Below are 20,664 nucleotides of genomic sequence, written 5' to 3'. Positions count from 1 at the left end.
TGTTTGCATAGGCCCGTCCAGAGTGATTTGGAACAAGGTCCGGGACAAGCCCCGGAAATCGGGAGACAGGTTATGGTTCAGCGTGCCGACATCAATAATGTGCTGACGGAGATGCGTTCCCTGCGCAGTCAGATGATGCAGAACCAGCGCATGGAGAATGATCTCTCCGTTCGTGGTCAGGTGGACGGGCCGGCGAAGCCGGATCAGGTCCAGAAGACTCCGGGATTTGGTGACATGCTCAGCCAGGCAGTGGACAAGGTGAATGACCTCCAGTCCACGGCCGGAGATATGCGGACCGCCTATGAGAGAGGCGATCCCGATGTGGACATTACCCGGGTGATGGTTGCCTCCCAGAAGGCTTCCGTTTCCTTCGAGGCCCTGAACCAGGTGCGTAACCGCGTGGTTCGTGCTTACGAAGACATCATGAACATGCCGATCTGACGGCGGGTTGAACGAAAGAGCAGCGGAGCAAATCCATGGCCAGTGTACCTGCAGAAGCCAAAGACCTGTCCACGTCCGGTTCCGAGGAGGAGTCCGGCAGTCGCAGTGATCTGATTTTCGGCTTCAATCGCCTTAACCTCCTGCGCCAGATAGGCCTGATGGTGGGGCTTGCCGCCAGCGTGGCCCTGGGCGTGGCGGTGGTGTTGTGGGCCCAGGAGCCCAACTACCAGCCGGTGCTCGGCGACCTGTCCAGTTACAATCCCCAGGACGTCTCCCGCATTCTCGACCAGAGTGGCATCCAGTACAAAATGGACACGCGTACCGGCGCTCTGCTGGTGGCATCGGACGATGTCTACAATGCCCGCCTGAAGCTGGCCGCCGAAGGCGTCACCGATAAGGAGACCATGGGCTACGAGCTGCTGGACCAGGAGCGGGGGCTGGGTACGTCCCAGTTCATGGAAACCGTCAGCTTCCGGCGCGGCCTTGAGGGAGAGCTGGCCCGGACCATCAGCAGTATGCGCAGTGTGAAATCGGCCCGGGTTCACCTGGCGATACCGGAACGCTCCGTGTTCGTACGGGACGCCCGCGCGCCCAGTGCCTCGGTGTTTCTGAACGTATTTGCCGGTCGCCGGGTGGAGCAGGAGCAGATCAACGCCATCGTCAATATGGTGGCCGGCAGCGTGCCGGAAATGAAGAAGGACAATGTCACGGTCGTGGACCAGAACGGCAACCTGTTGACCGGCCGCGAGGAAAACTCCGACCGGCGCCAGATGGAGGAACAGCAGGAATACACCACCCAGGTGGAGGACCGGCTGACCCGGCGGGTGGCGTCCATGATCAGTCCGATCGTGGGTAACAGCCGGTTCCGTGCCGAGGTGACCGCCGATCTGGATTTCTCGTCCGTCGAGCAGGCGGAGGAGCTGTTCAACCCCGCACAGCAGGCTATCCGCAGCGAACGGGAGATGTCGGAACAGCGAGCGGCGGGTTTCCAGGGTGGTATCCCGGGAGCGCTGTCGAATCAGCCCCCTGGTAACGCCGTGGCTCCGGAACAGGCAGGGGCCGCCGAGGGGGACGAAGTGGGCCAGCAGGCTCAACCGGTGGACATCCGCCAGGAATCCACTCGCAACTACGAAGTGGATCGTACCGTCAGTTACATCCGTCAGGCCCAGGGTGGTCTCAAACGTCTGACTGTGGCGGTGGCGGTGGATGACAAGCGGGTTGTGAACCCGGACACGGGCGAAGTGTCCTACGAGCCCTGGCCAGAGCAGGAATTGCAGCGACTGAGCCTGCTGGTGCGGGATGCCGTCGGCTATTCCGCTGCCCGCGGCGACAGTGTGACGGTGATGAATACGGCGTTTGCCCCGGAGCAGGAGGTGCAGTACGAATCCCCGGGCTTCTGGGAGCAGCCCTGGTTCTGGAACCTGATTAAGCAGGTGCTTGCGGGTGTGGTGATACTGGCCCTGGTGCTGGGTCTGCTGCGGCCTGTGCTCAAGACCATCTCCGGCGGACCTCGTCGTGACTCTGACCGGGATGAGCTGGGTGAAGGGGGCAGTTACGATGATCTTGGTGATCTGGGGAGCCGCTCTCTGGAAGACGCCATGAACGGACAGGATGAGCTGCTTTTGCCCGGGGCCTCGGACGGCTATGATAGGCACCTTAACGCATTGAAGGGGCTGATTGCCGAAGACCCGGCCCGGGTCGCTCAGGTAATGCGCCAGTGGGTGAACGTGGATGAGTGATGAACAGCGTCAGGAAAGCGATCAGAAGCAACTCCGTCGCAAGATTCCGAGAGTGGAGCAGGCCGCTATCCTGTTGATGTCCCTTGGCGAGTCCGACGCTGCCGAGATTCTCAAGCACATGGGCCCAAAAGAGGTTCAGCGGGTTGGTGTGGCCATGGCCCAGATGAAAGGCGTCACCAAGGAGGAGGTTTCCTTCGTGATGAACGAGTTTGTCGATGCTGTTGGCGGGCAGACCGGCCTGGGCGTGGGCAATGACGAATACATCCGGGCCATGCTGACCCAGGCCCTGGGAGACGACAAGGCGGCCAGCCTGATCGACCGCATCCTGATCGGCGGCAACACCACCGGACTGGACACGCTGAAGTGGATGGAGCCCCGGGCCGTGGGCGATATCATCCGTTACGAGCACCCCCAGATCCAGGCCATCGTCATTTCCTACCTTGACCCGGACCAGGCCGCGGAAATTCTCGGCACCCTCGATGAAAAAGTGCGTCTTGACGTGATGATGCGGGTGGCTTCGCTGGAAAGCATCCAGCCCCAGGCGCTGCAGGAGCTGAACGACATCCTCGAGAAGCAGTTCTCCGGCGGCTCTGCGGCCCAGACCAGTCGTATCGGTGGGGTCAAACGCGCGGCGGACATCATGAACTTCATGGACCGTTCCATCGAAGGTGGCCTGATGGACTCCATCAAGGACATGGACCCGGATCTGGCTTCCACCATCGAGGACCTGATGTTTGTGTTCGATAACCTGGTGGACATCGACGACCGGGGCATTCAGGCCCTGTTGCGGGAAGTCTCCTCCGAGGTTCTGGTGGTGGCCCTGAAAGGGTCCGACGAGGCGGTCAAGGAGAAGATCTTCCGTAACATGTCCAAGCGGGCCGCCGAGTTGCTGCAGGATGACCTGGAAGCCAAGGGTCCGGTCCGTGTCAGCGAGGTGGAAGCGGCCCAGAAAGACATCATCACCATTGCCCGCCGCATGGCGGAGGCGGGTGAGATCACCCTCGGCGGCTCCGGCGAAGAAATGATGTAATGAAAGACGATCCTCGCAGCCGGTCCCGTATTCCACCCGAAGAACTCAGCGCCTGGGAGCGCTGGGAGCTGCCCCTGCTGGATGAGAGGGGTAACGAGGTGCCGAGGGAGGAAGAAGTCGAGGTCAAGCCCCTCACCGCCGCCGATATCGAGGCCATTCGCCAGTCCGCCTGGGAGGAAGGCCATCAGGAGGGCCACCAGGCCGGCTATGATGAAGGGCTCCGGCTGGGCAAACAGGAGGGCCAGGAGGCCGGCTACCAGGAAGGCCGTGACAAGGGAGAGCAGGAAGGCCGGCAGGCTGCACAGGCCGAAACCCGGAGTGCCATCGACGAAAAGCTGGCGCGGCTGGAATCGGTGCTGGCCGAGCTGGTCGCGCCCATCGAACGGCATCAGGACGAACTGGAGTCCGCCTTGGTCAATCTTGCGACGGTGCTGGCCCGTTCGGTTATCTACCGGGAACTGACTCTGGACTCCTCCCAGATCCGCCAGGTGGTGGCCGATGCGGTCGCCAGCCTGCCATCGACCCGTGAAAATGTCCGGGTGCGAATCAACCCGGCCGATGCCGAGTGGGTGCGCGAGGCGGCCTCTCGGCTCGATGCCGAGATCAGCATCACCAAAGACGAGGGGATTCTCGCCGGGGGCTGCAAGGTGGAAACCCGCCATTCCTTGGTGGACTATACCGTCGAAAAACGTTTTCAGAAGGCGGTGCAGGCCATGCTGGAGCAGCAGCTGGGTCAGGCCTCGGCGGGTGAGAGCGAGGAGCTGGAGTCGGTGATGGGAGATCTTTCCGACTTTCACCGGGATGTGATGGACGAACCCCCGGAGTCCGCCGACCGGGAGCCTGCCGATGATGAGCCAGAGCAACCGTCCACCGGGGAGTCCGACAATGACCACAAGCCTGGCTGAACGACTCCGTCAGTTCGCCGACAGTGTTCCGGTGCGACCCGAGGCTGAGCTCTCGGGCCGGCTGACCCGAATGGTGGGTCTCACCCTTGAGTGCGTCGGCTGTCCCATGGTGGTGGGTGACAGGTGTGTGATCCAGGGCCACGGCGATGCCACCGTCGAGGCCGAGGTGGTTGGTTTTGAGGACGACCGGGTTTACCTGATGCCCCTGACTGCCATTGAAGGTCTTCGCCCCGGAGCCCGGGTGGTTCCCCTGTCCGCCGCCAGCAAGGTGCCGGTGGGTCCGGAATTGCTGGGGCGCGTGGTCAATGGCAATGGCGAACCCCTCGACGACCAAGGCCCGCTGCTGCCGGCGGCAAGGGTGCCCCTCACCGGCGAGATCATCAACCCGCTGAACCGGGCCCCGGTGCGAACGTCCATGGATGTGGGCATACGGGCGATCAATGCCCTTCTTACCGTGGGCCAGGGCCAGCGCCTGGGCCTGTTCGCCGGCAGTGGCGTGGGCAAGAGCATGCTACTTGGCATGATGACCCGCTTTACCGATGCCGATGTCACTGTGGTGGGTCTTATTGGCGAGCGGGGCCGTGAGGTCAAGGAATTCATTGACGATATTCTTGGGGACGAAGGTCTGTCCCGGTCCGTGGTGGTGGCGTCACCAGCGGACGATTCCCCCCTCATGCGGCTGCGGGCCGCCATGCTGACCACCCGTATCGCGGAGTATTACCGGGATCAGGGCAAGCGCGTGCTGCTGCTGATGGATTCCCTGACCCGCTATGCCCAGGCCCAGCGTGAAATCGCCCTGGCGGTGGGGGAGCCGCCGGCGACCAAGGGGTATCCTCCCTCCGTATTCGCGAAACTCCCCCAGCTGGTGGAGCGCACGGGCAATGGCCGCCCCGGGGGTGGATCCATCACCGCTTTCTACACGGTTCTCACCGAAGGCGACGACCAGCAGGATCCGGTAGCGGATTCTGCCCGCGCCATCCTCGACGGTCACATTGTGCTGTCACGCCGGCTGGCGGAGGAAGGGCACTATCCTGCCATCGATGTGGAGGCCTCGGTCAGCCGGGTCATGCCTCACGTGACCGGAGCCGACCACTTTGCCCGGGCCCAGCGATTCAAGCAGGTGTATTCCCGCTACCAGCAGGCACGGGATCTGATCAGCGTGGGTGCCTATGTCAAGGGTTCGGACCCGGAAACCGATTTCGCCATTCGGTATATCGACCGGATGCGGGACTTCCTCCAGCAGGACCTGAATGAAAGTGCACCATTCCGCGAGTCCGTGGACCAGTTGCTGGCACTTTTCCCCGACAGGACGGCCGCCAACAAGGCCGAAAAGGCCTCCGGAGGGGGTGAATGACGGCTCGCTCGCAACGGCTCCAGGTGGTACTGACCCTGGAGGAACAAAAGGAGCAGAAAGCGCTCGATCGCATGAACGAGGTTCGCAATCAGTGGCAGGTTGAACAGGACCGGCTGGAGGAGCTGCAGCGGTACCAGCGTGAGTACCATCAGCAGATGCGGGGCCAGCAGCAGGGGCTTGTCTCGGTGGCCAGGCTCCAGGGCTGGCAGCATTTCATTACCCGGCTCGATGGCCTGTTGCGCGATCAGCAGACCCGGGTGGATCAGGCCGGTCAGAAGGTTGAGGTCGCCCGCCGGCAGTGGCAGGAGGCATGGGAACGCCGCCGTGGTATGGAAAAGTATATCGAGACCTGCCGCCAGCAGGAGCAGCGTGACCGTGACCTGGCCGAGCAGAAACAGGCAGACGAAGCCGCCGCCCGGCAATTCAGCCGGCGCCGGTGATTCCTCGACCCTGCGGGCATACAAAACCGGAACCTTTGGCTATCCTAAGGGGGCATCGGTAGGGGCCGTGTAGCAGCCAGCTGCCGCGAAACGGACGCGGCCAGGCGGTCCTCCCGATACAACCCGGGGCTCATGCCCCGGCTAGGCCCAGCAAATGGAGGATGCCATGCCCGTTCACACCCGACGAAGCGATGACGGTGAAACCCTGATCATCGCCATCCAGGGTCGATTCGATTTCAGCACCCACCAGGCTTTTCGTGACGCCTATGAAAAGAATGGTAGCGGCGTGCGGCGTTGGGTGGTGGATATGAGCGATACCACTTATCTCGACAGCTCGGCCCTGGGCATGTTGCTGTTGCTGAGGGATCATGCCGGTGGTGATGACGCTGATATTGTCATCGAGAACTGCAACAGCGATGTCCGGCGCATCCTCACCATTTCCAATTTTGAGCAGCTTTTCTCGATACGTTGACCCTGAGGGCTTCCTGCTTTTGTGTTCAGTCCGTCGACTCCGCCGGTGAGAGGATGCACCCGTGAGTAATGTTGGCCATGCCCGTGCCCTGAGACTGCTGATTGCGGACGACAGCCGCACCGACCGGCTGATCCTGCAGGCCATGCTAAGGCGCCAGGGCCATGAGGTACGGGCCACCAGCAATGGCCAGGAAGCGGTGGAGTTGTTTGCCAGCTGGCGTCCGGACATGGTGCTGCTGGATGTCATGATGCCACGCATGGATGGCATGGAAGCGGCCCGCCGGATCAAGGCGATGGCTGGGGAAATACTGGTACCGGTGATCTTTCTCACCTCGCTCTCGGATGCCGGCGCCCTGGCGCAATGCCTGGAAAGCGGCGGCGACGATTTTCTCCCCAAGCCTTACAATTCGGTCATTATCGAAGCCAAGCTGGGTGCGTTCGACCGGATGCGACGGATGCACGAAACCCTGACCGGCCAACGGGATCACATTCGGGAGCGGAACCAGCAGCTGGTGAGGGAACAGGAGACCGCCCGCCGGGTGTTTGACAATATCGCCCATACCGGTTGCCTTGACGCTCCCAACATTCGCTTCCACGCCTCCCCCATGTCCGTTTTCAACGGCGATATCCTGTTTGCCTGTCCACGGCCTGCTGGCGGTATGCACCTGCTGGTGGGAGATTTCACCGGCCATGGTCTGCCGGCGGCCATTGGCGCGTTGCCGGTCGCCGAGATCTTCTACGGCATGACCAGCAAGGGGTTCAGCGGTGGCGACGTCCTGAGGGAGCTGAATCAGAAACTGGTGCGGATCCTGCCAACCGGCATGTTCTGCTGCGCCTTCTTTGTGGAGGTTGATTTCCGCCGGGGCATGCTGAGGGTCTGGAACGGTGGCCTGCCGGATGGGTTCCTGGTCCGGTCCGACGGGGAGAAGGAGGCGCTGGCCTCCCGGCATTTGCCCCTGGGCGTGCTGAAGCCGGAACGGTTCGCCGCTCCCATGGTCGAATACGGCGCCCGTCCCGGAGACCAGCTTCTGCTGGTGACGGATGGAGTGCTTGAAGCCACCAATTCAGAAGGCTGCCCTTATGGCGAGGAGCGGCTGGCGGCCATTCTTGCCCAGGAAACAGGGAACCGTTCGCTGTCGGACGTCGTCCTGGAAGAAGTAGGGGCATTTATTGGCGATGCCAAGGGTACGGACGATCTTACCATCCTGAGCCTGTGCATGACCGAACAGGACCCTGTGGTTGGCCGGGCGGTGGTGGTCAGCCAGTCCGCGCTGACCGGGCCCGGTCACTGGGCCTGCAGCTACGAGGTGGAAAACGGGACGCTCGGTACCTTTAACCCGCTGCCTCTGCTGCTGCATGTGTGCATGGCGGTATCGGGGCTGAGGCAGCACAGCGGCGAGATCTATACGATACTGTCGGAACTGTACACCAATGCCCTGGAGCACGGTATTCTCGGCCTTCCCTCCGCCTGGAAGATCAGCCCCGAAGGGTTCTCGCGTTATTACGCGGAGCGGGAAAAAAGGCTGGCGGCAGTGGAGGGGCACGCCATCCGGTTCGAACTGAGTCACCGGTTGGGGAGTACCGGCGGTCGGCTGATCATTCGCTGCATCGATACCGGCCCCGGTTTTGATACCGGGAAGATCCTGAAGCAGGCTGATGATACCGGAACAGTCCGCTACGCAGGGCGGGGCATAGAGCTCATCCGGGAGTTATCCAGTGCCCTGAGTTACAGCAAACAGGGAAACCAGGCCGAAGTAGTATATGATTGGCAGTTGGCCGATTCCGGGAGCGGGACGGCACCGGTTTAGAGTCCCTTGACCGAAGTTCGCTCTGTTCGTTCCGGGTTGTTTCGACAGTCGCCCGGATAACTATCCAAAAAATGCACCGAGAGTCGCGGCCGGCTTTACGGCTCTCCCGAGAGGTTGGTTATGAATAATAAGCCACACCTTGATGAAGAAGCCCTCGCTGAGCTGCGGGACGTGATGGAGGATGAGTTCGGAATTCTTATCCAGACTTACATCAGTGACTCCCGCGAACGTATTCAGGCCCTTCATCAGGCCCTGTCCGACAACGATCAGGATGCCTTTGCCAAGACAGCCCACAGCTTCAAGGGCAGCAGCATCAACATTGGCGCCGCCCGTCTTGGTGACCTCTGCCTGGAGGCGGAAAAAGCCGGCCGGGAAGGCCGCCTGGACGATGTCCGGAAACTGCTGCCTGAACTGGAAAGCGAATTCGCCACCGTTCGTCATCTGATGGAAGACTCGCTGCTGGCCTGACCGCCAGCCGTTGATCAAGCCGGCTCCCCCGTGCCCGAAATCAACTGGCACCCCTTTTGCAGTAACTCTGTCAGACCCGTCCTGTGGCGGGTAATCACAGATTCAGCGGCAAGAGGTTGCCATGTCGGGAATGGTATTGACTCAGTTACTCAACCCGGAATCCGGTATTGAACGGGTGACACCGGACCGGTCGGGCGGTGGTGCGCCGGCTGGATCCGAAGCGGGCCCCAGCCGTTATCAGGAAATCGTGAGACAGCAGGAAAAGCGGCTGGATCAGCGCCGCCAGCAGGAGCGGGCGGAGCAGAAAACGGCTCTGGCGGAGCGTCAGCAGGAGCGGGCAGATCAGAAATCGGCCCTGGTCGAACGCCGCCAGGAGGGAGCTGCTGAAGCGGGATCAAAGCCGGCAGCGGAGCCGCAGCGCCCGGGGGAAGCGAGGGAGCATGTCCGGTCCCGCCGCGACGAGACCCCGGAGCAGGAGCCGGAAGGCGCCCAGAGAACGACGGCGGAGCAGTCCCCGGCGCCGGTCGCGGGAAACACTGCGCCACAGCCAGTCAGGCCGGCCGGTGCCCTCGAGGGTGAAGATGTCGTACTGCCGTTCGCCTGGCTCGGCGCTGCCATGCCGGCGAATGACCAGCCATTATCAACCGGAGTGCTGACCGCCTCCGCCGGAGGCGTTGCGCCGGTGGTGCAGTCGGGCAACGGACTGACCGCTGGCAATGAGCTTTTTGCCGCCCTGCTGGAAGGCGGCAGGGACGGTCCTTCCGGCAAGCGGGAGCTGCTGGCGGGACTGCAGAGCAGTCAGCTTCAGGCTCTGGGGCAGAGTGCGGCGGATGGAGGCGGAAAACCGGCAGAAGTGCTGACAGCCCAGCTGACCAGTCGTTTTTCCGGGGCCCTGGATCTGGCGGGGCAGCAGCTGAATAATCCGGGTGCCCTGAAAGGACCGGAGGCCCAGGCCCTGATGCGCAGCTACAGTACCAGCATCGATGTTCCGGTCGGCGCCAACGAATGGGGCGACAAGGTGATGGGCAAACTGGCCTGGCTGACGGCCAGCCAGATGTCAGTGGCTGAGATTCACATCACGCCGCCGGATCTCGGTCCCCTGGAGGTGCGGGTACAGGTCCAGAACGATCAGGCCACGGTGACGGTTCATGCCGCCACCCCTGCGGTCCGGGAACAGCTCGAACTTCACGGTCACCGGCTTCGGGATATGCTGGCTGAACAGGGTATCGGCCTGGAGGGGTTTGATGTGTCCGACTCCGGTGGCCGTGATGGTAATGGCGAGGGAGCCGACGGTGAAACCGACCCCGAGAGCCCCCGGTCCGGCGTGGCCGGTGCCCAGGGTGAGGTCGACCCCGGTGAGCTTGCCAGTGGGGAGCTGGACCTTTCCTGGAAAGGCGAAGTGGATCTTTACGCCTGATGGCTGAGGAGAAGCCGGAGGTGTGCCTGCAAAGGTATTAGCAAGGCCGGGAGTCAGGCGTTACACTTCATACCGAGACGCGTAATGACGCCAGCCCATTGGGCTGGCGTTTTTGTTTTGCTGGTTTTCCGGCAGCGTCTTCCAGCGGAATTTCCGTGTTGGCGCAGGCTTTGCATATTCCCAACTACAAGGTGACCGTGCGAAGATTTCGGCAATAAATTGACGGACTCTTGAATGGCTGAAAACAACGAGGTGGCGACCCCGCCGAAGAAGGGCAGGCTCAAGTTCATCCTGATGCTGACAGTCGTGCTGCTGTTGGCAATAGGGTTGTCGGTGGCAGGTACCCTCTGGTTCCTGAAGGACGGTAGTGGAGCCGGGACCGGCACGTCTGCCGGTGAGGCGGAAACGGAGATGTTTGTTCCCGCCCGGTACTGGGTGATGGAAAAGCCGCTGGTAACAACGGTAAAGCATCCTGGTCGTCAGCGCTTTGTGCAGCTTTACCTGGCGCTGGAATCAGCCCAGGAGGAGCCCCTGGCGGCGGCCCGGAAGCATCGGCCACTGTTACGCAACGCCCTGATCGCCGAGCTTGGTCAGTCTGAATTCATGGCCCTGCAGACCACGGAGGGGCGTGAGCAGTTGCCCGACCGGTTGTTGGCGGCGGTCAACCAGGTGCTGGAGCAGGAAGGGGAGCCTGGTGTCACGCGGGTGTTGCTGAGGAATTTCGTGGTTCAGTAGGAATCACGGGTGGATATGAACAGAGGCAGGGTGATTGCGACGGCATGCCGCGCCAGCCAGCCAACTCTGCAGGCAGTCAGGGGCTGAAACACTATGCAGGATCTTCTCTCACAGGATGAAATCGATGCGCTGCTCCACGGTGTGGATGACGGCGACATCGATACCTATGACGAGGCGGATGAAGGCGGGGTAAAAAACTACGACCTCGCCAGCCAGGACCGCATCGTCCGTGGCCGGATGCCCACCCTGGAAATGATCAACGAGCGTTTCGCCCGTTATACCCGCATCAGCCTGTTCAACCTGCTGCGCCGTAACGCCGACGTTTCCACCGGCGGCATCCAGATCATGAAATTCGGCGAGTACATACATACCCTTTACGTCCCCACCAGTCTCAATCTGGTGAAGGTTCGACCGTTGAGGGGTACCGGCCTGTTCATCCTGGACGCCAAGCTGGTATTCAAGCTGGTGGACAATTTCTTTGGCGGCGAAGGTCGCCACGCCAAGATCGAGGGGCGAGAGTTCACGCCGACGGAAACCCGCATTGTCCAGATGGTTCTGGACCAGGTGTTCGTGGACATGAAGGAAGCCTGGCACGCTGTTCTGAAGGTGGATTTCGACTACCTGAGCTCCGAAGTCAACCCGGCCATGGCCAACATCGTCAGTCCCAGCGAGGTGGTGGTTATCAGTACCTTCCACGTGGAGCTGGACGGTGGTGGCGGCGAGCTGCACATGGCCCTGCCGTACTCTATGATCGAGCCGATTCGCGAGGTGCTGGACGCGGGTGTCCAGAGCGACATAGACGATGTGGACGAGCGTTGGGTGAATGCCCTGCAGGAAGACATCAAGGACGTGCGGGTTCCGGTCAACGCGACCGTTTGCCGCCGTCGCATTTCACTCCGGGACGTGGCCAAGTTCAAGGCCGGGGACGTTATCCCGGTGGAGATGCCCGAAACCCTGGAGATGACCGCCAACGGCATCCCCATCTACAAGGCAACCATGGGTACCCGGGACGGCAAGCTGGCCCTGAGAATCAGCGAGCGCTCCAAGATTCCGGTGGTGAAGAAACAACTGAAGGTAGGACGACATGGCTGACGACAAGAAAGACGATCGCGAGCTGAGCGAAGACGAAAAGCTGGCGGCTGAGTGGGAGGCTGCCATGGAAGAGTCCGGCGACAAGGACGGGGAGGGCGACCGCACCGACGAATGGGCGGCTGCAATGGCCGAAGCCGAAGGTGAGGACGCGGGGAAGGACGCCGGGCGCCAGGTGCGCGCCGCGCCCATGGAGGACTTCGGTGATGTGCCGGAGCCGCGCCAGCGTACAGGCACCGAGCCGGACCTGGATGTGATTCTGGACATTCCGGTCACCATCTCGATGGAGGTGGGCAACACCCAGATTCCCATTCGCAACCTGCTGCAGCTGAACCAGGGGTCGGTGATCGAGCTGGACCGGCTGGCGGGGGAGCCTCTGGACGTTCTGGTCAATGGCACCCTTATCGCCCATGGTGAGGTGGTGATGGTGAACGAGAAATTCGGCATCCGTCTGACGGACGTCATCAGCCCCGGTGAACGCATCAAGCGTCTGCAGAAATAACATGAGCTCTCCATGCGTCAGGTATTTGACCTTGCCGGCCTTATGGCTGCTGCCACTGCTGGCCCGTGCTCAGGAGACCTCGCCCGTGCCGATAACGGAACGAAGCTCGGGAAACGGGGATACCCTTGGGTCTTTGGCGACCCTGGGCATCGGGCTGCTGGTGGTGCTGGGACTGATCTTTGCCTGTGCCTGGCTGGTCCGACGGATGAACGGGCTCACGGGAATGAACACCGGGGCCATGAAAGTGGTATCCGTTATGGCCCTTGGTACACGGGAGCGCATCGCCCTGATCGACGTCGCCGGCACCCAGATCCTGGTGGGCGTCACGCCCACCTCAATCCGCACGCTGCACGTCTTTGATGAACCGGTGGTTTCCGGTGACCGCGAGGTTAACAGTGACTTCGCGAAAAAACTCCGCACAATGATGGGGCGATCCTGGCCATCCGGCGGAGCCGGAAAGCGGGGAGATCAGGACTGATGCGCTGGTGGTTTTTGCTGGCGGGCCTTTTGCTGGCCCCCGAAGTGCTGGCCCAACAGGGCGGTGGCGGTATTCCAGGTATTCCGGCGGTGACCGTGACCCCGGGAGAAGAAGGGAACGAATATTCCGTAACCCTGCAGATCCTGGCGTTCATGACGGCGCTTACCTTCCTGCCGGCCATGCTCATGATGATGACCTCCTTCACCCGCATCATCGTGGTGTTCGCGATCCTCCGCCAGGCCCTGGGGCTGCAGTCCACGCCCTCGAACCAGATCCTGCTGGGGCTGGCCCTGTTCCTGAGTATTTTCATCATGAAACCGGTATTCGAGGAGGCCAACCGGGTAGGGCTGCAACCCTACATGGCGGAAGAGATGACCTCCCTGGAGGCGGTGGAGGCGGCCAGTATGCCCTTCCGGGAATTCATGCTGGCCCAGACCCGGGAAAGTGATCTTGGCCTGTTCATGCGCATCGCGGACGAGCAGTACGACTCCCCGGAAGACGTTTCCTTCTGGGTTCTCATGCCGGCCTTCGTTACCAGTGAACTGAAAACCGCGTTCCAGATCGGGTTCATCCTGTTCATCCCGTTCCTCATCATCGATATGGTGGTGGCAAGCGTGCTGATGGCCATGGGTATGATGATGCTGTCACCCATCATCATCTCGCTGCCTTTCAAGATCATGCTGTTCGTGCTGGTGGATGGCTGGGCTCTGATCATGGGCACACTGGCCGCCAGTTACGGCATATAGGAGGTTCCATGACACCAGAAACCGTCATCGACATCATGCGGGAAGCGCTCTGGATGATCGTGTTGCTGTCCAGCATGATAATAGGGCCCGGCCTGGTGATCGGCCTGGTGGTCAGTACCTTCCAGGCTGCCACCCAGATCAACGAGCAGACCCTGAGCTTCCTGCCGCGCCTGATCGTCACCCTGCTGGTGATCATCTTTCTCGGCCCCTGGATGCTGACCCAGCTGATTGATCACGCCGAGCGCCTGATTGGCAGCGTTCCCTACCTGATCGGATGACAGGGGCGTGATACCCGCTGATCTTACCGACGCCGCCATCAGCCAGTGGGTGGGCCAGCACCTTTGGCCGTTGTTCCGCATCGCCAGTTTTTTCATGGTCATTCCCTTTATCGGCACCCAGCTGGTACCGGCGCGGATACGGCTAGGGCTTGCCCTGCTGACCACCATCCTGATCGTGCCCATGCTTCCACCCGTGCCCCAGGTGGAGGTCTTCAGCGCTGATGCGGTCATCATCACCCTGCAGCAGATTCTCATCGGAGTGGGCCTTGGCTTCGCCCTGACCGCGCTGTTCCAGCTGTTCACCATTGCCGGCCAGATGATCGCCATGCAGATGGGTCTCGGCTTTGCGTCCATGAACGATCCGGCCCATGGCGTGAACGTGACGGTACTGTCACAGATCTACACCATTACGATCACCCTCCTTTACCTCGCGATGAACGGCCACCTGGTGGCGATCGAGGTGTTCCTGGAGAGCTTCCGCACGATTCCCGTTGGCCTGGAAGGGCTCGGCCAGGAGGGGGTCTGGCAGCTGGCGCACCGCATCAGCTGGATGTTTGCGTCCGCCATGCTGCTGGCGTTGCCCGCGGTAACGGCAGTGCTGATCGTTAACATTGCCTTTGGCGTGATGACCCGGGCTGCGCCCCAGATGAATATTTTCGCCCTGGGTTTCCCGATTGGCCTGATTTTTGGATTGTTCTCCATATGGGTGCTGCACGCCAATTTTCTGCCGCATTTCGAGCAGTACGCCCGCGAGACATTCCAGTTCATGCGACAGCTTCAGGGCCAGCCCTGAGTGTCAGCTTCAGGGTAAGGAAGTATGGCTGAAGAGAACGACAACAGTCAGGAAAAAACGGAGGAGGCCACCCCCCGACGAATTGAAAAAGCGAAGGAGGATGGCCAGACCGCCCGTTCCAAGGAGCTGGCCACCATGGCGGTGCTGCTGGCGGGTGCCGGTGGCCTGCTGATGTTCGGCAGCACCCTGGCCATGTCCCTGGAGGACATCATGCGGGGCGCCTTCGTGCTGGACCGGGCGGAGATCTTCGATACCCGGTTCATGAGCACCCAGCTTATCGCTTCCTCCTGGGATGCCACCGTCGCGGTGTCCCCGCTTCTCCTGTTGCTTCTGGTTGCCGCCATTGCAGGCCCGATCGGTATCGGTGGCATACTGTTCAGTGGCAAGGCCATCATGCCCAAGCTCAATCGCATGGACCCTTTGAAGGGGCTGAAGCGGATGTTTTCCGTCCGCTCTCTGGTGGAGCTGGGCAAGGCCATCGCCAAGGTGGGCGTGGTTCTCGCGGTGGCCATACTCATCCTGAACCTGCGTACTGAGGATTTGCTGAGTATTTCCGAGGAGCCTGTCGTACCGGCGATGGAGCACGTGCTCTGGACCCTGGGCTGGAGTTTCTTCTTTCTTTCCTGCGCCACCATTCTGATTGCCGTGGTCGACGTACCCTTCCAGATCTACGATCACCAGAAAAAGCTGCGGATGACCAAGCAGGAGGTGAAGGACGAGTACAAGGACACGGAGGGCAAACCGGAGGTCAAGGGCAAGATCCGTCAGCTGCAGCGGGAGATGGCGCAACGGCGGATGATGCAGGATGTGCCCACGGCGGATGTGGTGATTACCAACCCGACCCATTATGCGGTGGCTCTGAAGTACGATCAGGGGAGGATGGCGGCGCCGGTGGTTGTGGCGAAGGGCTCCGACGAGGTGGCCTTCAAGATCATGGAGATTGCCCGGGAGCACAAGGTGGAGGTGTTGCGGACGCCTCCCCTGACCCGTGCGGTCTACCACAACACCAGGATCGGGGAGGAGATTCCCGATGGCCTGTACATGGCCGTGGCCCAGGTGCTGGCCTATATCTTCCAGCTGCGGCAGTTCCGCAAGGGGCATGCTGCCAAGCCCTCCATGCCCAGTTTCCCGATTCCCCGGGATATGCGTAGGGATATTTGATCTGGACTGTAGTGCCGGGGTCTGACCCATTTTTCCGAAGGAAAATAGGGTCTGACCCCGTTTTTTCTGTCTGGGAAAAGCTCTGGAGTGGGACTGCTACCTCTGGAGCATGCACAAACCGGTTGGGGGGCTTTCTTCACCGCAATTCACGGCCTTCCCTGGCCGGCCTTGCTACCGCGACATCCATGTCGCTGTTACGAAAGCCCCCCAACCAGTCTGCACCTGAAGATTGTTCTTGCCCGTCAATCAGTAAAGAAATAGGAAGGGCAAAAAGAAGAGCAGGGAGGATTTTCCGGCGTTATCCGAGAAGTCCGGAGGGCGGCGGGCAGGGGGAGGCTTCTGAAGCAGCGCCAGGGATGGCGCGTTAGCAAGGCCGGCCCAGGGATGGGCCGTGAATTGCGGCGGAAGAAGCCTCCCCCTGCCCGCCGCCCCTGCCCGAAAACCAACAGGCTAACGAGCAAGGGCTAGCACGAGGCAGGCGGTCCTACGTCTTCTCGTGCTGGTGAATCCGCTCACCCCAGGCACTATCCGAACCCGGCAGGACCAGGTTCAGAACAATGGCCGTGATCCCGGCCAGGGCAATACCCTCCAGGCCCAGAAACTTCATGCCGCCAATACCGAACACCAGGGTCACGCCCACGATCACCAGGTTGCGGGCCTGGGACAGGTCCACCTGGTTGCGGATCAGGCTGTTCAGGCCCACCACCGCGATGGAGCCGAACAACAGGCAGAGGATACCACCCATGACCGGTGCCGGAATGGTCTGCAAAGCGGCGCCGAACTTGCCGACAAAGGCCAGCACGATAGCAGTGCCGGCAGCCCACAGCATGACCCGGGGATTGAAGTTCCTGGTCAGCATCACCGCACCGGTCACCTCGGAGTAGGTGGTGTTGGGCGGACCGCCGAGCATGGCGGCGGAGCTGGTGGCCAGGCCGTCGCCGAGAAGAGTCCGGTGCAGGCCGGGCTTCTTGATGAAGTTCTTGCCCGTGACGTTGCTGATGGCCAGCACGTCACCGATGTGCTCGATGGCCGGGGCGATGGCCACCGGGATCATGAACAGAATCGCGCCCCAGCCAAACGACGGCGCCATGAACTCGGGTACCGCGAACCAGGGGGCTTCACGGATCGGGGTCAGGTCCACGATGCCGGCAAAGGCTGAAAGAATGTAGCCGACGATAATACCGAACATGATGGGGATGAGCCGGAAGACGCCTTTGGCCCAGACCGACACCACAATTGTGACCAGCAGCGATGCCATGGCGATACCGATGGCCGTGGTGTAGGGCACCAGTTCCGCGGAGCCGTCACCGGTACGACCGGAGGCCATGTGCACCGCCACCGGTGCCAGCCCGAGACCGATGATCATGATTACCGGACCGATCACCACCGGGGGCAGCAGACGGTTGATGAAACCGGTGCCGCGGATCTTCACAGCGGCGCTGAGAAGGATATAGAGGATGCCCGCGGCCATCAGGCCACCCAGGGTCTCCGCCATGCCGAATTCCTGTTTCGCGGCCAGGATGGGTGCGATAAAGGCAAAGGAAGAGGCGAGAAAGACCGGAACCTTGCCGCCGGTGACGATATGGAAAATCAGCGTGCCCAGGCCGGCGGTGAACAGCGCCACATTCGGGTTCATGCCGGTGATCAGGGGCATCAGCACCAGTGCGCCGAAGGCCACCAGGAGCATCTGGGATCCGGCGATGGCCTGGCGCCATACCGGCTCGCCGGCGTAGTCGTCCCGCAGTGATGTGGGGTTTTCAGACTCCTGCATCTCAGACATCCTTCTGCTTGGTGCCAAAGATCTTGTCACCGGCATCGCCGAGGCCGGGCAGGATGTAGCCTTTCTCGTTCAGCCGCTCATCCACCGAGGCGGTGTAGATGGAAACGTCCGGGTGTTTTTCCAGAACTTTCTCGATGCCCTCCGGCGCCGCCACCAGAACCAGGGCGCGAATCTCGGTGCTGCCCGCCTTCTTCAGCAGATCGATGGTGGAAATGAGGGAGCCACCAGTCGCCAGCATCGGATCCACGATCAGCGCCATGCGCTGGTCGAGTTCGCCCACCAGCTTCTCCAGGTAGGTCGACGCTTCCAGGGTTTCCTCGTTGCGGATCTGGCCAACCACGCTCACCCGTGCCACGGGGATCAGGGTCAGTACGCCGTCCAGCATCCCCAGGCCCGCCCGCAGGATTGGAACGATGGTGACCTTCTTGCCGCCGATCTGCTCCACTTCCACCGGTCCTGCCCAGCCTTCGATGGTTTCCTTGTGCAGCGCGAAGTCCTTGGTGGCCTCGTAGGTCAGGAGGGCTGCGACTTCCTGGGCCAGTTCACGGAAGTTCTTGGTGCTGATGTCGGCCCGGCGCATGATCCCGAGCTTGTGTTGAATGAGGGGGTGTTTGACTTCGTGAATGGGCATGGTCCACCTGTTGGTCTGGTCGGAGTTTGCGCAAGGATACCGTATCAGAGAACGTCAGTCAGGGGCTTGACCGGAGATTTTGCAGGAAATGGTATGGATCTTGCCGTTACTCCCGGTAAGCCGGTTTGAGCGTCAAAAAAACGACCCCGGCGCTCACAACCAGAACCAGCGAAGTGGAGACAACCAGTAACATGGACCGGGCTCTCGTCTTTAATAACGTCAAATCCCTGACGCGGGGAAACCTGGGTATTCCCATCCTGCTGATGGCACTGCTGGGCATGATGATCCTGCCGGTGCCGGCGTTTCTGCTGGACGTGCTGTTCACCTTCAACATCGCCCTCTCCATCACCATTCTGCTGGTGTGTGTCTACGCCATGCGCCCCATGGAGTTTGCGGCCTTCCCGACGGTGTTGCTGGTGGCCACCTTGTTGCGCCTGGCCCTGAACGTGGCCTCCACCCGTATCGTTCTGCTCAATGGCCACGAGGGCGGTGACGCGGCGGGTAAGGTGATCGAGTCCTTCGGTGCCGTGCTGATCGGCGGTAACTACGCTGTTGGCCTGGTGGTGTTCGCCATTCTCATGATCATCAACTTCCTGGTGGTCACCAAGGGCGCCGGCCGGGTGTCCGAGGTGAGCGCCCGCTTTACTCTGGATGCCATGCCTGGCAAGCAGATGGCCATTGATGCCGATCTTAACGCCGGCCTGATCAACCAGGAGGAGGCCAAGAGCCGCCGCTCCGAGATTGCCCAGGAAGCGGACTTCTACGGTTCCATGGACGGTGCCAGTAAATTCGTCAAGGGCGATGCCGTTGCCGGCCTGCTGATCCTGTTCATTAACCTGATCGGCGGCATCGGTATCGGCATGCTCCAGCACGGCCTGGATTTTGGCACAGCGACCCAGAACTACGCTCTGCTGACCATCGGTGACGGCCTCGTTGCCCAGATTCCATCGCTGCTGCTGTCCACCGCCGCCGCCATCATGGTGACCCGGGTGACCTCCAGCCAGGACATGGGCGGTCAGATCCTCAAGCAGATGTTCGACGCCCCCAAGGCGCTGGCTATCGCCGCCGGCATCCTGATTCTGCTGGGCCTGATTCCCGGCATGCCCCATGTCGCCTTTCTGGGGCTGGGCCTGGCGGCTGCCGGAGCCGCCTGGTGGATCTGGAAGCAGGATCGCCAGACCGTGGAAGAGGAGGGCGGCTGGCCCGCTTCCGCGCGGGAAGGCGGTTCCGGTTCCCGGCCGGCGTCTTCCGCGCGTTCCGGTGGCGAGCCCGGCGACCATGCCCTGCCTGCTCCGGCGGAAACCCGGGAGCTGGGCTGGGACGACGTCACCACCGTCGACATTGTCGGTCTGGAGGTGGGCTATCGACTGATTCCCCTGGTGGACAAGTCCCAGGGCGGCCAGTTGCTCAGCCGCATCAAGGGCGTTCGCAAGAAGCTCTCCCAGGACCTGGGTTTCTTGATGCCCTCGGTGCACATTCGCGACAACCTTGACCTGATGCCCAACGTCTATCGCATTACGCTGATGGGGGTGACCCTCGCGGAGGCGGAGATCCATCCGGAGCGGGAGCTTGCCATCGACCCCGGCCAGGTGTTCGGCAAGGTGGACGGGATTGCCGGCAAGGACCCGGCCTTTGGCCTGGATGCCACCTGGATCGAGCCGGACCAGAAAGACAACGCCCAGACCCTTGGCTACACCGTGGTGGACGCCAGTACCGTGGTGGCCACTCACCTCAACCAGATCCTGCAGAGCCATGCCCACGAACTGCTGGGCCACGAGGAGGTGCAGAAGTGGCTGGACCAGCTTGAGAAGATCTCGCCCAAGCTGGCGGAAGAACTGGTGCCCACGACGGTATCGATATCGATTCTGCTGCGGGTGCTGCAGAACCTGTTGCGGGAGGAAGTGCCGGTTCGCGACATGCGCTCCATCGCCGAGGCCATCGTCAATGTCCACCCCAAGAGCCAGGACCCGAAAGTCCTGACCACGGCGACCCGCCAGGCACTGCGCCGGATGATCATGCAGAGCATCTGTGGCAACGATAAGGAAATCCCTGTGATCACCCTGGATCCTGAGTTGGAACAGTTATTGCTGAAGAGTCAGCAACAGAGTCAACAATCCGGCGGTGGTGACGACATCGGCCTGGTGCTTGAGCCAGGGATGGTGGAAAAACTGCAGCGGTCACTCCAGGAAAGCGCCCAGCGCCAGGAGATGCTGGGTAAACCGGCGATCCTGCTGGTGTCCGCGCCGCTGCGGCCGGTACTGGCGAAATTCGCCAGTTACGGAGTGGAGCGACTGCACGTGCTGTCGTACCAGGAAGTGCCGGATAACAAGCAAATCACCATTGTGGCATCGGTCGGCCAGTAATGACCGCGGGCTGATGGCCCACTTGGGAGGAAGAG

21 protein-coding genes are annotated in these 20,664 nt (G+C 61.6%); 19 read left to right on the top strand and 2 right to left on the bottom strand.

The window, feature by feature from the left end; all coding sequences use genetic code 11:
- Positions 1-72 precede the first annotated feature (72 nt).
- The 18 genes from fliE to flhB all read left to right on the top strand — a co-directional run bounded on the left by fliE (position 73) and on the right by flhB (position 15,855).
- The gene (gene fliE / locus BM346_RS04750) at positions 73-441 is read left to right on the top strand and encodes a flagellar hook-basal body complex protein FliE (RefSeq protein ID WP_092009340.1); all 369 of its coding nucleotides are present in this window, start codon (positions 73-75) and stop codon (positions 439-441) included.
- 35 nt (positions 442-476) lie between these two features.
- Complete coding sequence (gene fliF, locus BM346_RS04745; protein ID WP_092009338.1) at positions 477-2,180, top strand: flagellar basal-body MS-ring/collar protein FliF; 1,704 nt, start codon at positions 477-479, stop codon at positions 2,178-2,180.
- Entirely contained in the window at positions 2,173-3,210 is a 1,038-nt protein-coding gene (fliG, locus tag BM346_RS04740; protein ID WP_092009337.1) for a flagellar motor switch protein FliG, read from the top strand. The genes fliF and fliG overlap by 8 nt, the downstream gene beginning before the upstream one ends.
- The gene (locus BM346_RS04735) at positions 3,210-4,115 is read left to right on the top strand and encodes a flagellar assembly protein FliH (protein ID WP_092009335.1); all 906 of its coding nucleotides are present in this window, start codon (positions 3,210-3,212) and stop codon (positions 4,113-4,115) included. The genes fliG and BM346_RS04735 overlap by 1 nt, the downstream gene beginning before the upstream one ends.
- Complete coding sequence (fliI, locus tag BM346_RS04730) at positions 4,096-5,469, top strand: flagellar protein export ATPase FliI (protein ID WP_092009333.1); 1,374 nt, start codon at positions 4,096-4,098, stop codon at positions 5,467-5,469. Before BM346_RS04735 ends, fliI begins: the two co-directional genes overlap by 20 nt.
- The gene (gene fliJ / locus BM346_RS04725) at positions 5,466-5,909 is read left to right on the top strand and encodes a flagellar export protein FliJ (protein WP_092009331.1); all 444 of its coding nucleotides are present in this window, start codon (positions 5,466-5,468) and stop codon (positions 5,907-5,909) included. Before fliI ends, fliJ begins: the two co-directional genes overlap by 4 nt.
- 166 nt (positions 5,910-6,075) lie before the next feature.
- Positions 6,076-6,381: an STAS domain-containing protein gene (locus tag BM346_RS04720; protein ID WP_092013314.1), complete on the top strand. Its 306-nt coding sequence runs from the start codon at positions 6,076-6,078 to the stop codon at positions 6,379-6,381.
- A gap of 61 nt (positions 6,382-6,442) precedes the next feature.
- Positions 6,443-8,188: an ATP-binding SpoIIE family protein phosphatase gene (locus tag BM346_RS04715; protein ID WP_227662895.1), complete on the top strand. Its 1,746-nt coding sequence runs from the start codon at positions 6,443-6,445 to the stop codon at positions 8,186-8,188.
- A 120-nt stretch (positions 8,189-8,308) separates the two neighbouring features.
- Positions 8,309-8,656: an Hpt domain-containing protein gene (locus BM346_RS04710; RefSeq protein ID WP_092009329.1), complete on the top strand. Its 348-nt coding sequence runs from the start codon at positions 8,309-8,311 to the stop codon at positions 8,654-8,656.
- A gap of 121 nt (positions 8,657-8,777) precedes the next feature.
- Positions 8,778-10,073, top strand: coding sequence for a flagellar hook-length control protein FliK (locus BM346_RS18210; protein WP_227662896.1), 1,296 nt, complete (start codon positions 8,778-8,780; stop codon positions 10,071-10,073).
- 234 nt (positions 10,074-10,307) lie between these two features.
- Complete coding sequence (locus BM346_RS04700; RefSeq protein ID WP_092009327.1) at positions 10,308-10,808, top strand: flagellar basal body-associated FliL family protein; 501 nt, start codon at positions 10,308-10,310, stop codon at positions 10,806-10,808.
- A 93-nt stretch (positions 10,809-10,901) separates the two neighbouring features.
- The gene (gene fliM / locus BM346_RS04695; RefSeq protein WP_092009325.1) at positions 10,902-11,900 is read left to right on the top strand and encodes a flagellar motor switch protein FliM; all 999 of its coding nucleotides are present in this window, start codon (positions 10,902-10,904) and stop codon (positions 11,898-11,900) included.
- Positions 11,893-12,399 (top strand): flagellar motor switch protein FliN, encoded by a 507-nt coding sequence (gene fliN, locus BM346_RS04690; RefSeq protein ID WP_092009323.1) that lies wholly within the window; start codon positions 11,893-11,895, stop codon positions 12,397-12,399. Before fliM ends, fliN begins: the two co-directional genes overlap by 8 nt.
- Positions 12,400-12,484: 85 nt before the next feature.
- Entirely contained in the window at positions 12,485-12,877 is a 393-nt protein-coding gene (gene fliO, locus BM346_RS04685) for a flagellar biosynthetic protein FliO (protein WP_227662897.1), read from the top strand.
- Positions 12,874-13,623, top strand: coding sequence for a flagellar type III secretion system pore protein FliP (fliP, locus tag BM346_RS04680; protein WP_227662936.1), 750 nt, complete (start codon positions 12,874-12,876; stop codon positions 13,621-13,623). The genes fliO and fliP overlap by 4 nt, the downstream gene beginning before the upstream one ends.
- An 8-nt stretch (positions 13,624-13,631) precedes the next feature.
- Positions 13,632-13,901, top strand: coding sequence for a flagellar biosynthesis protein FliQ (fliQ, locus tag BM346_RS04675; RefSeq protein WP_092009317.1), 270 nt, complete (start codon positions 13,632-13,634; stop codon positions 13,899-13,901).
- A gap of 7 nt (positions 13,902-13,908) precedes the next feature.
- Positions 13,909-14,694: a flagellar biosynthetic protein FliR gene (gene fliR / locus BM346_RS04670; protein WP_092009315.1), complete on the top strand. Its 786-nt coding sequence runs from the start codon at positions 13,909-13,911 to the stop codon at positions 14,692-14,694.
- Between the two features lie 24 nt (positions 14,695-14,718).
- Complete coding sequence (gene flhB, locus BM346_RS04665) at positions 14,719-15,855, top strand: flagellar biosynthesis protein FlhB (RefSeq protein ID WP_092009313.1); 1,137 nt, start codon at positions 14,719-14,721, stop codon at positions 15,853-15,855.
- Between the two features lie 484 nt (positions 15,856-16,339).
- Here the strand turns inward: flhB and BM346_RS04660 are convergent, their stop codons facing one another.
- Positions 16,340-17,626 (bottom strand): uracil-xanthine permease family protein, encoded by a 1,287-nt coding sequence (locus BM346_RS04660; protein WP_092009311.1) that lies wholly within the window; start codon positions 17,624-17,626, stop codon positions 16,340-16,342.
- Between the two features lies 1 nt (position 17,627).
- On the bottom strand, positions 17,628-18,266 hold the full coding sequence (gene upp / locus BM346_RS04655; protein ID WP_092009309.1) for a uracil phosphoribosyltransferase: 639 nt from the start codon (positions 18,264-18,266) through the stop codon (positions 17,628-17,630).
- Between the two features lie 191 nt (positions 18,267-18,457).
- On the opposite strand from upp, the gene flhA reads away from it, so the two are divergent.
- A complete protein-coding gene (flhA, locus tag BM346_RS04650; RefSeq protein WP_092009307.1) occupies positions 18,458-20,629 on the top strand; it encodes a flagellar biosynthesis protein FlhA in 2,172 nt (723 codons plus the stop codon).
- The last annotated feature ends 35 nt before the right edge of the window (positions 20,630-20,664 follow it).

The sequence above is a fragment of the Marinobacter daqiaonensis genome (assembly GCF_900115285.1).
Taxonomy (GTDB): Bacteria; Pseudomonadota; Gammaproteobacteria; order Pseudomonadales; family Oleiphilaceae; genus Marinobacter; species Marinobacter daqiaonensis.
This window is presented reverse-complemented; position numbering and strand designations above follow the sequence as displayed.

What these genes read in the sequence shown, in the direction of transcription:
- fliG (WP_092009337.1), top strand. Translation starts at nt 2,173, where the DNA reads ATGAGTGATGAACAGCGTCAGGAAAGCGATCAGAAGCAACTCCGTCGC.
- fliI (WP_092009333.1), top strand. Translation starts at nt 4,096, where the DNA reads ATGACCACAAGCCTGGCTGAACGACTCCGTCAGTTCGCCGACAGTGTT.
- fliF (WP_092009338.1), top strand. Translation starts at nt 477, where the DNA reads ATGGCCAGTGTACCTGCAGAAGCCAAAGACCTGTCCACGTCCGGTTCC.
- BM346_RS04720 (WP_092013314.1), top strand. Translation starts at nt 6,076, where the DNA reads ATGCCCGTTCACACCCGACGAAGCGATGACGGTGAAACCCTGATCATC.
- BM346_RS18210 (WP_227662896.1), top strand. Translation starts at nt 8,778, where the DNA reads ATGTCGGGAATGGTATTGACTCAGTTACTCAACCCGGAATCCGGTATT.
- fliE (WP_092009340.1), top strand. Translation starts at nt 73, where the DNA reads ATGGTTCAGCGTGCCGACATCAATAATGTGCTGACGGAGATGCGTTCC.
- BM346_RS04660 (WP_092009311.1), bottom strand. Translation starts at nt 17,626, where the DNA reads ATGCAGGAGTCTGAAAACCCCACATCACTGCGGGACGACTACGCCGGC.
- upp (WP_092009309.1), bottom strand. Translation starts at nt 18,266, where the DNA reads ATGCCCATTCACGAAGTCAAACACCCCCTCATTCAACACAAGCTCGGG.
- fliN (WP_092009323.1), top strand. Translation starts at nt 11,893, where the DNA reads ATGGCTGACGACAAGAAAGACGATCGCGAGCTGAGCGAAGACGAAAAG.
- fliJ (WP_092009331.1), top strand. Translation starts at nt 5,466, where the DNA reads ATGACGGCTCGCTCGCAACGGCTCCAGGTGGTACTGACCCTGGAGGAA.
- BM346_RS04700 (WP_092009327.1), top strand. Translation starts at nt 10,308, where the DNA reads ATGGCTGAAAACAACGAGGTGGCGACCCCGCCGAAGAAGGGCAGGCTC.
- fliQ (WP_092009317.1), top strand. Translation starts at nt 13,632, where the DNA reads ATGACACCAGAAACCGTCATCGACATCATGCGGGAAGCGCTCTGGATG.
- flhA (WP_092009307.1), top strand. Translation starts at nt 18,458, where the DNA reads ATGGACCGGGCTCTCGTCTTTAATAACGTCAAATCCCTGACGCGGGGA.
- fliM (WP_092009325.1), top strand. Translation starts at nt 10,902, where the DNA reads ATGCAGGATCTTCTCTCACAGGATGAAATCGATGCGCTGCTCCACGGT.
- BM346_RS04735 (WP_092009335.1), top strand. Translation starts at nt 3,210, where the DNA reads ATGAAAGACGATCCTCGCAGCCGGTCCCGTATTCCACCCGAAGAACTC.
- flhB (WP_092009313.1), top strand. Translation starts at nt 14,719, where the DNA reads ATGGCTGAAGAGAACGACAACAGTCAGGAAAAAACGGAGGAGGCCACC.
- BM346_RS04710 (WP_092009329.1), top strand. Translation starts at nt 8,309, where the DNA reads ATGAATAATAAGCCACACCTTGATGAAGAAGCCCTCGCTGAGCTGCGG.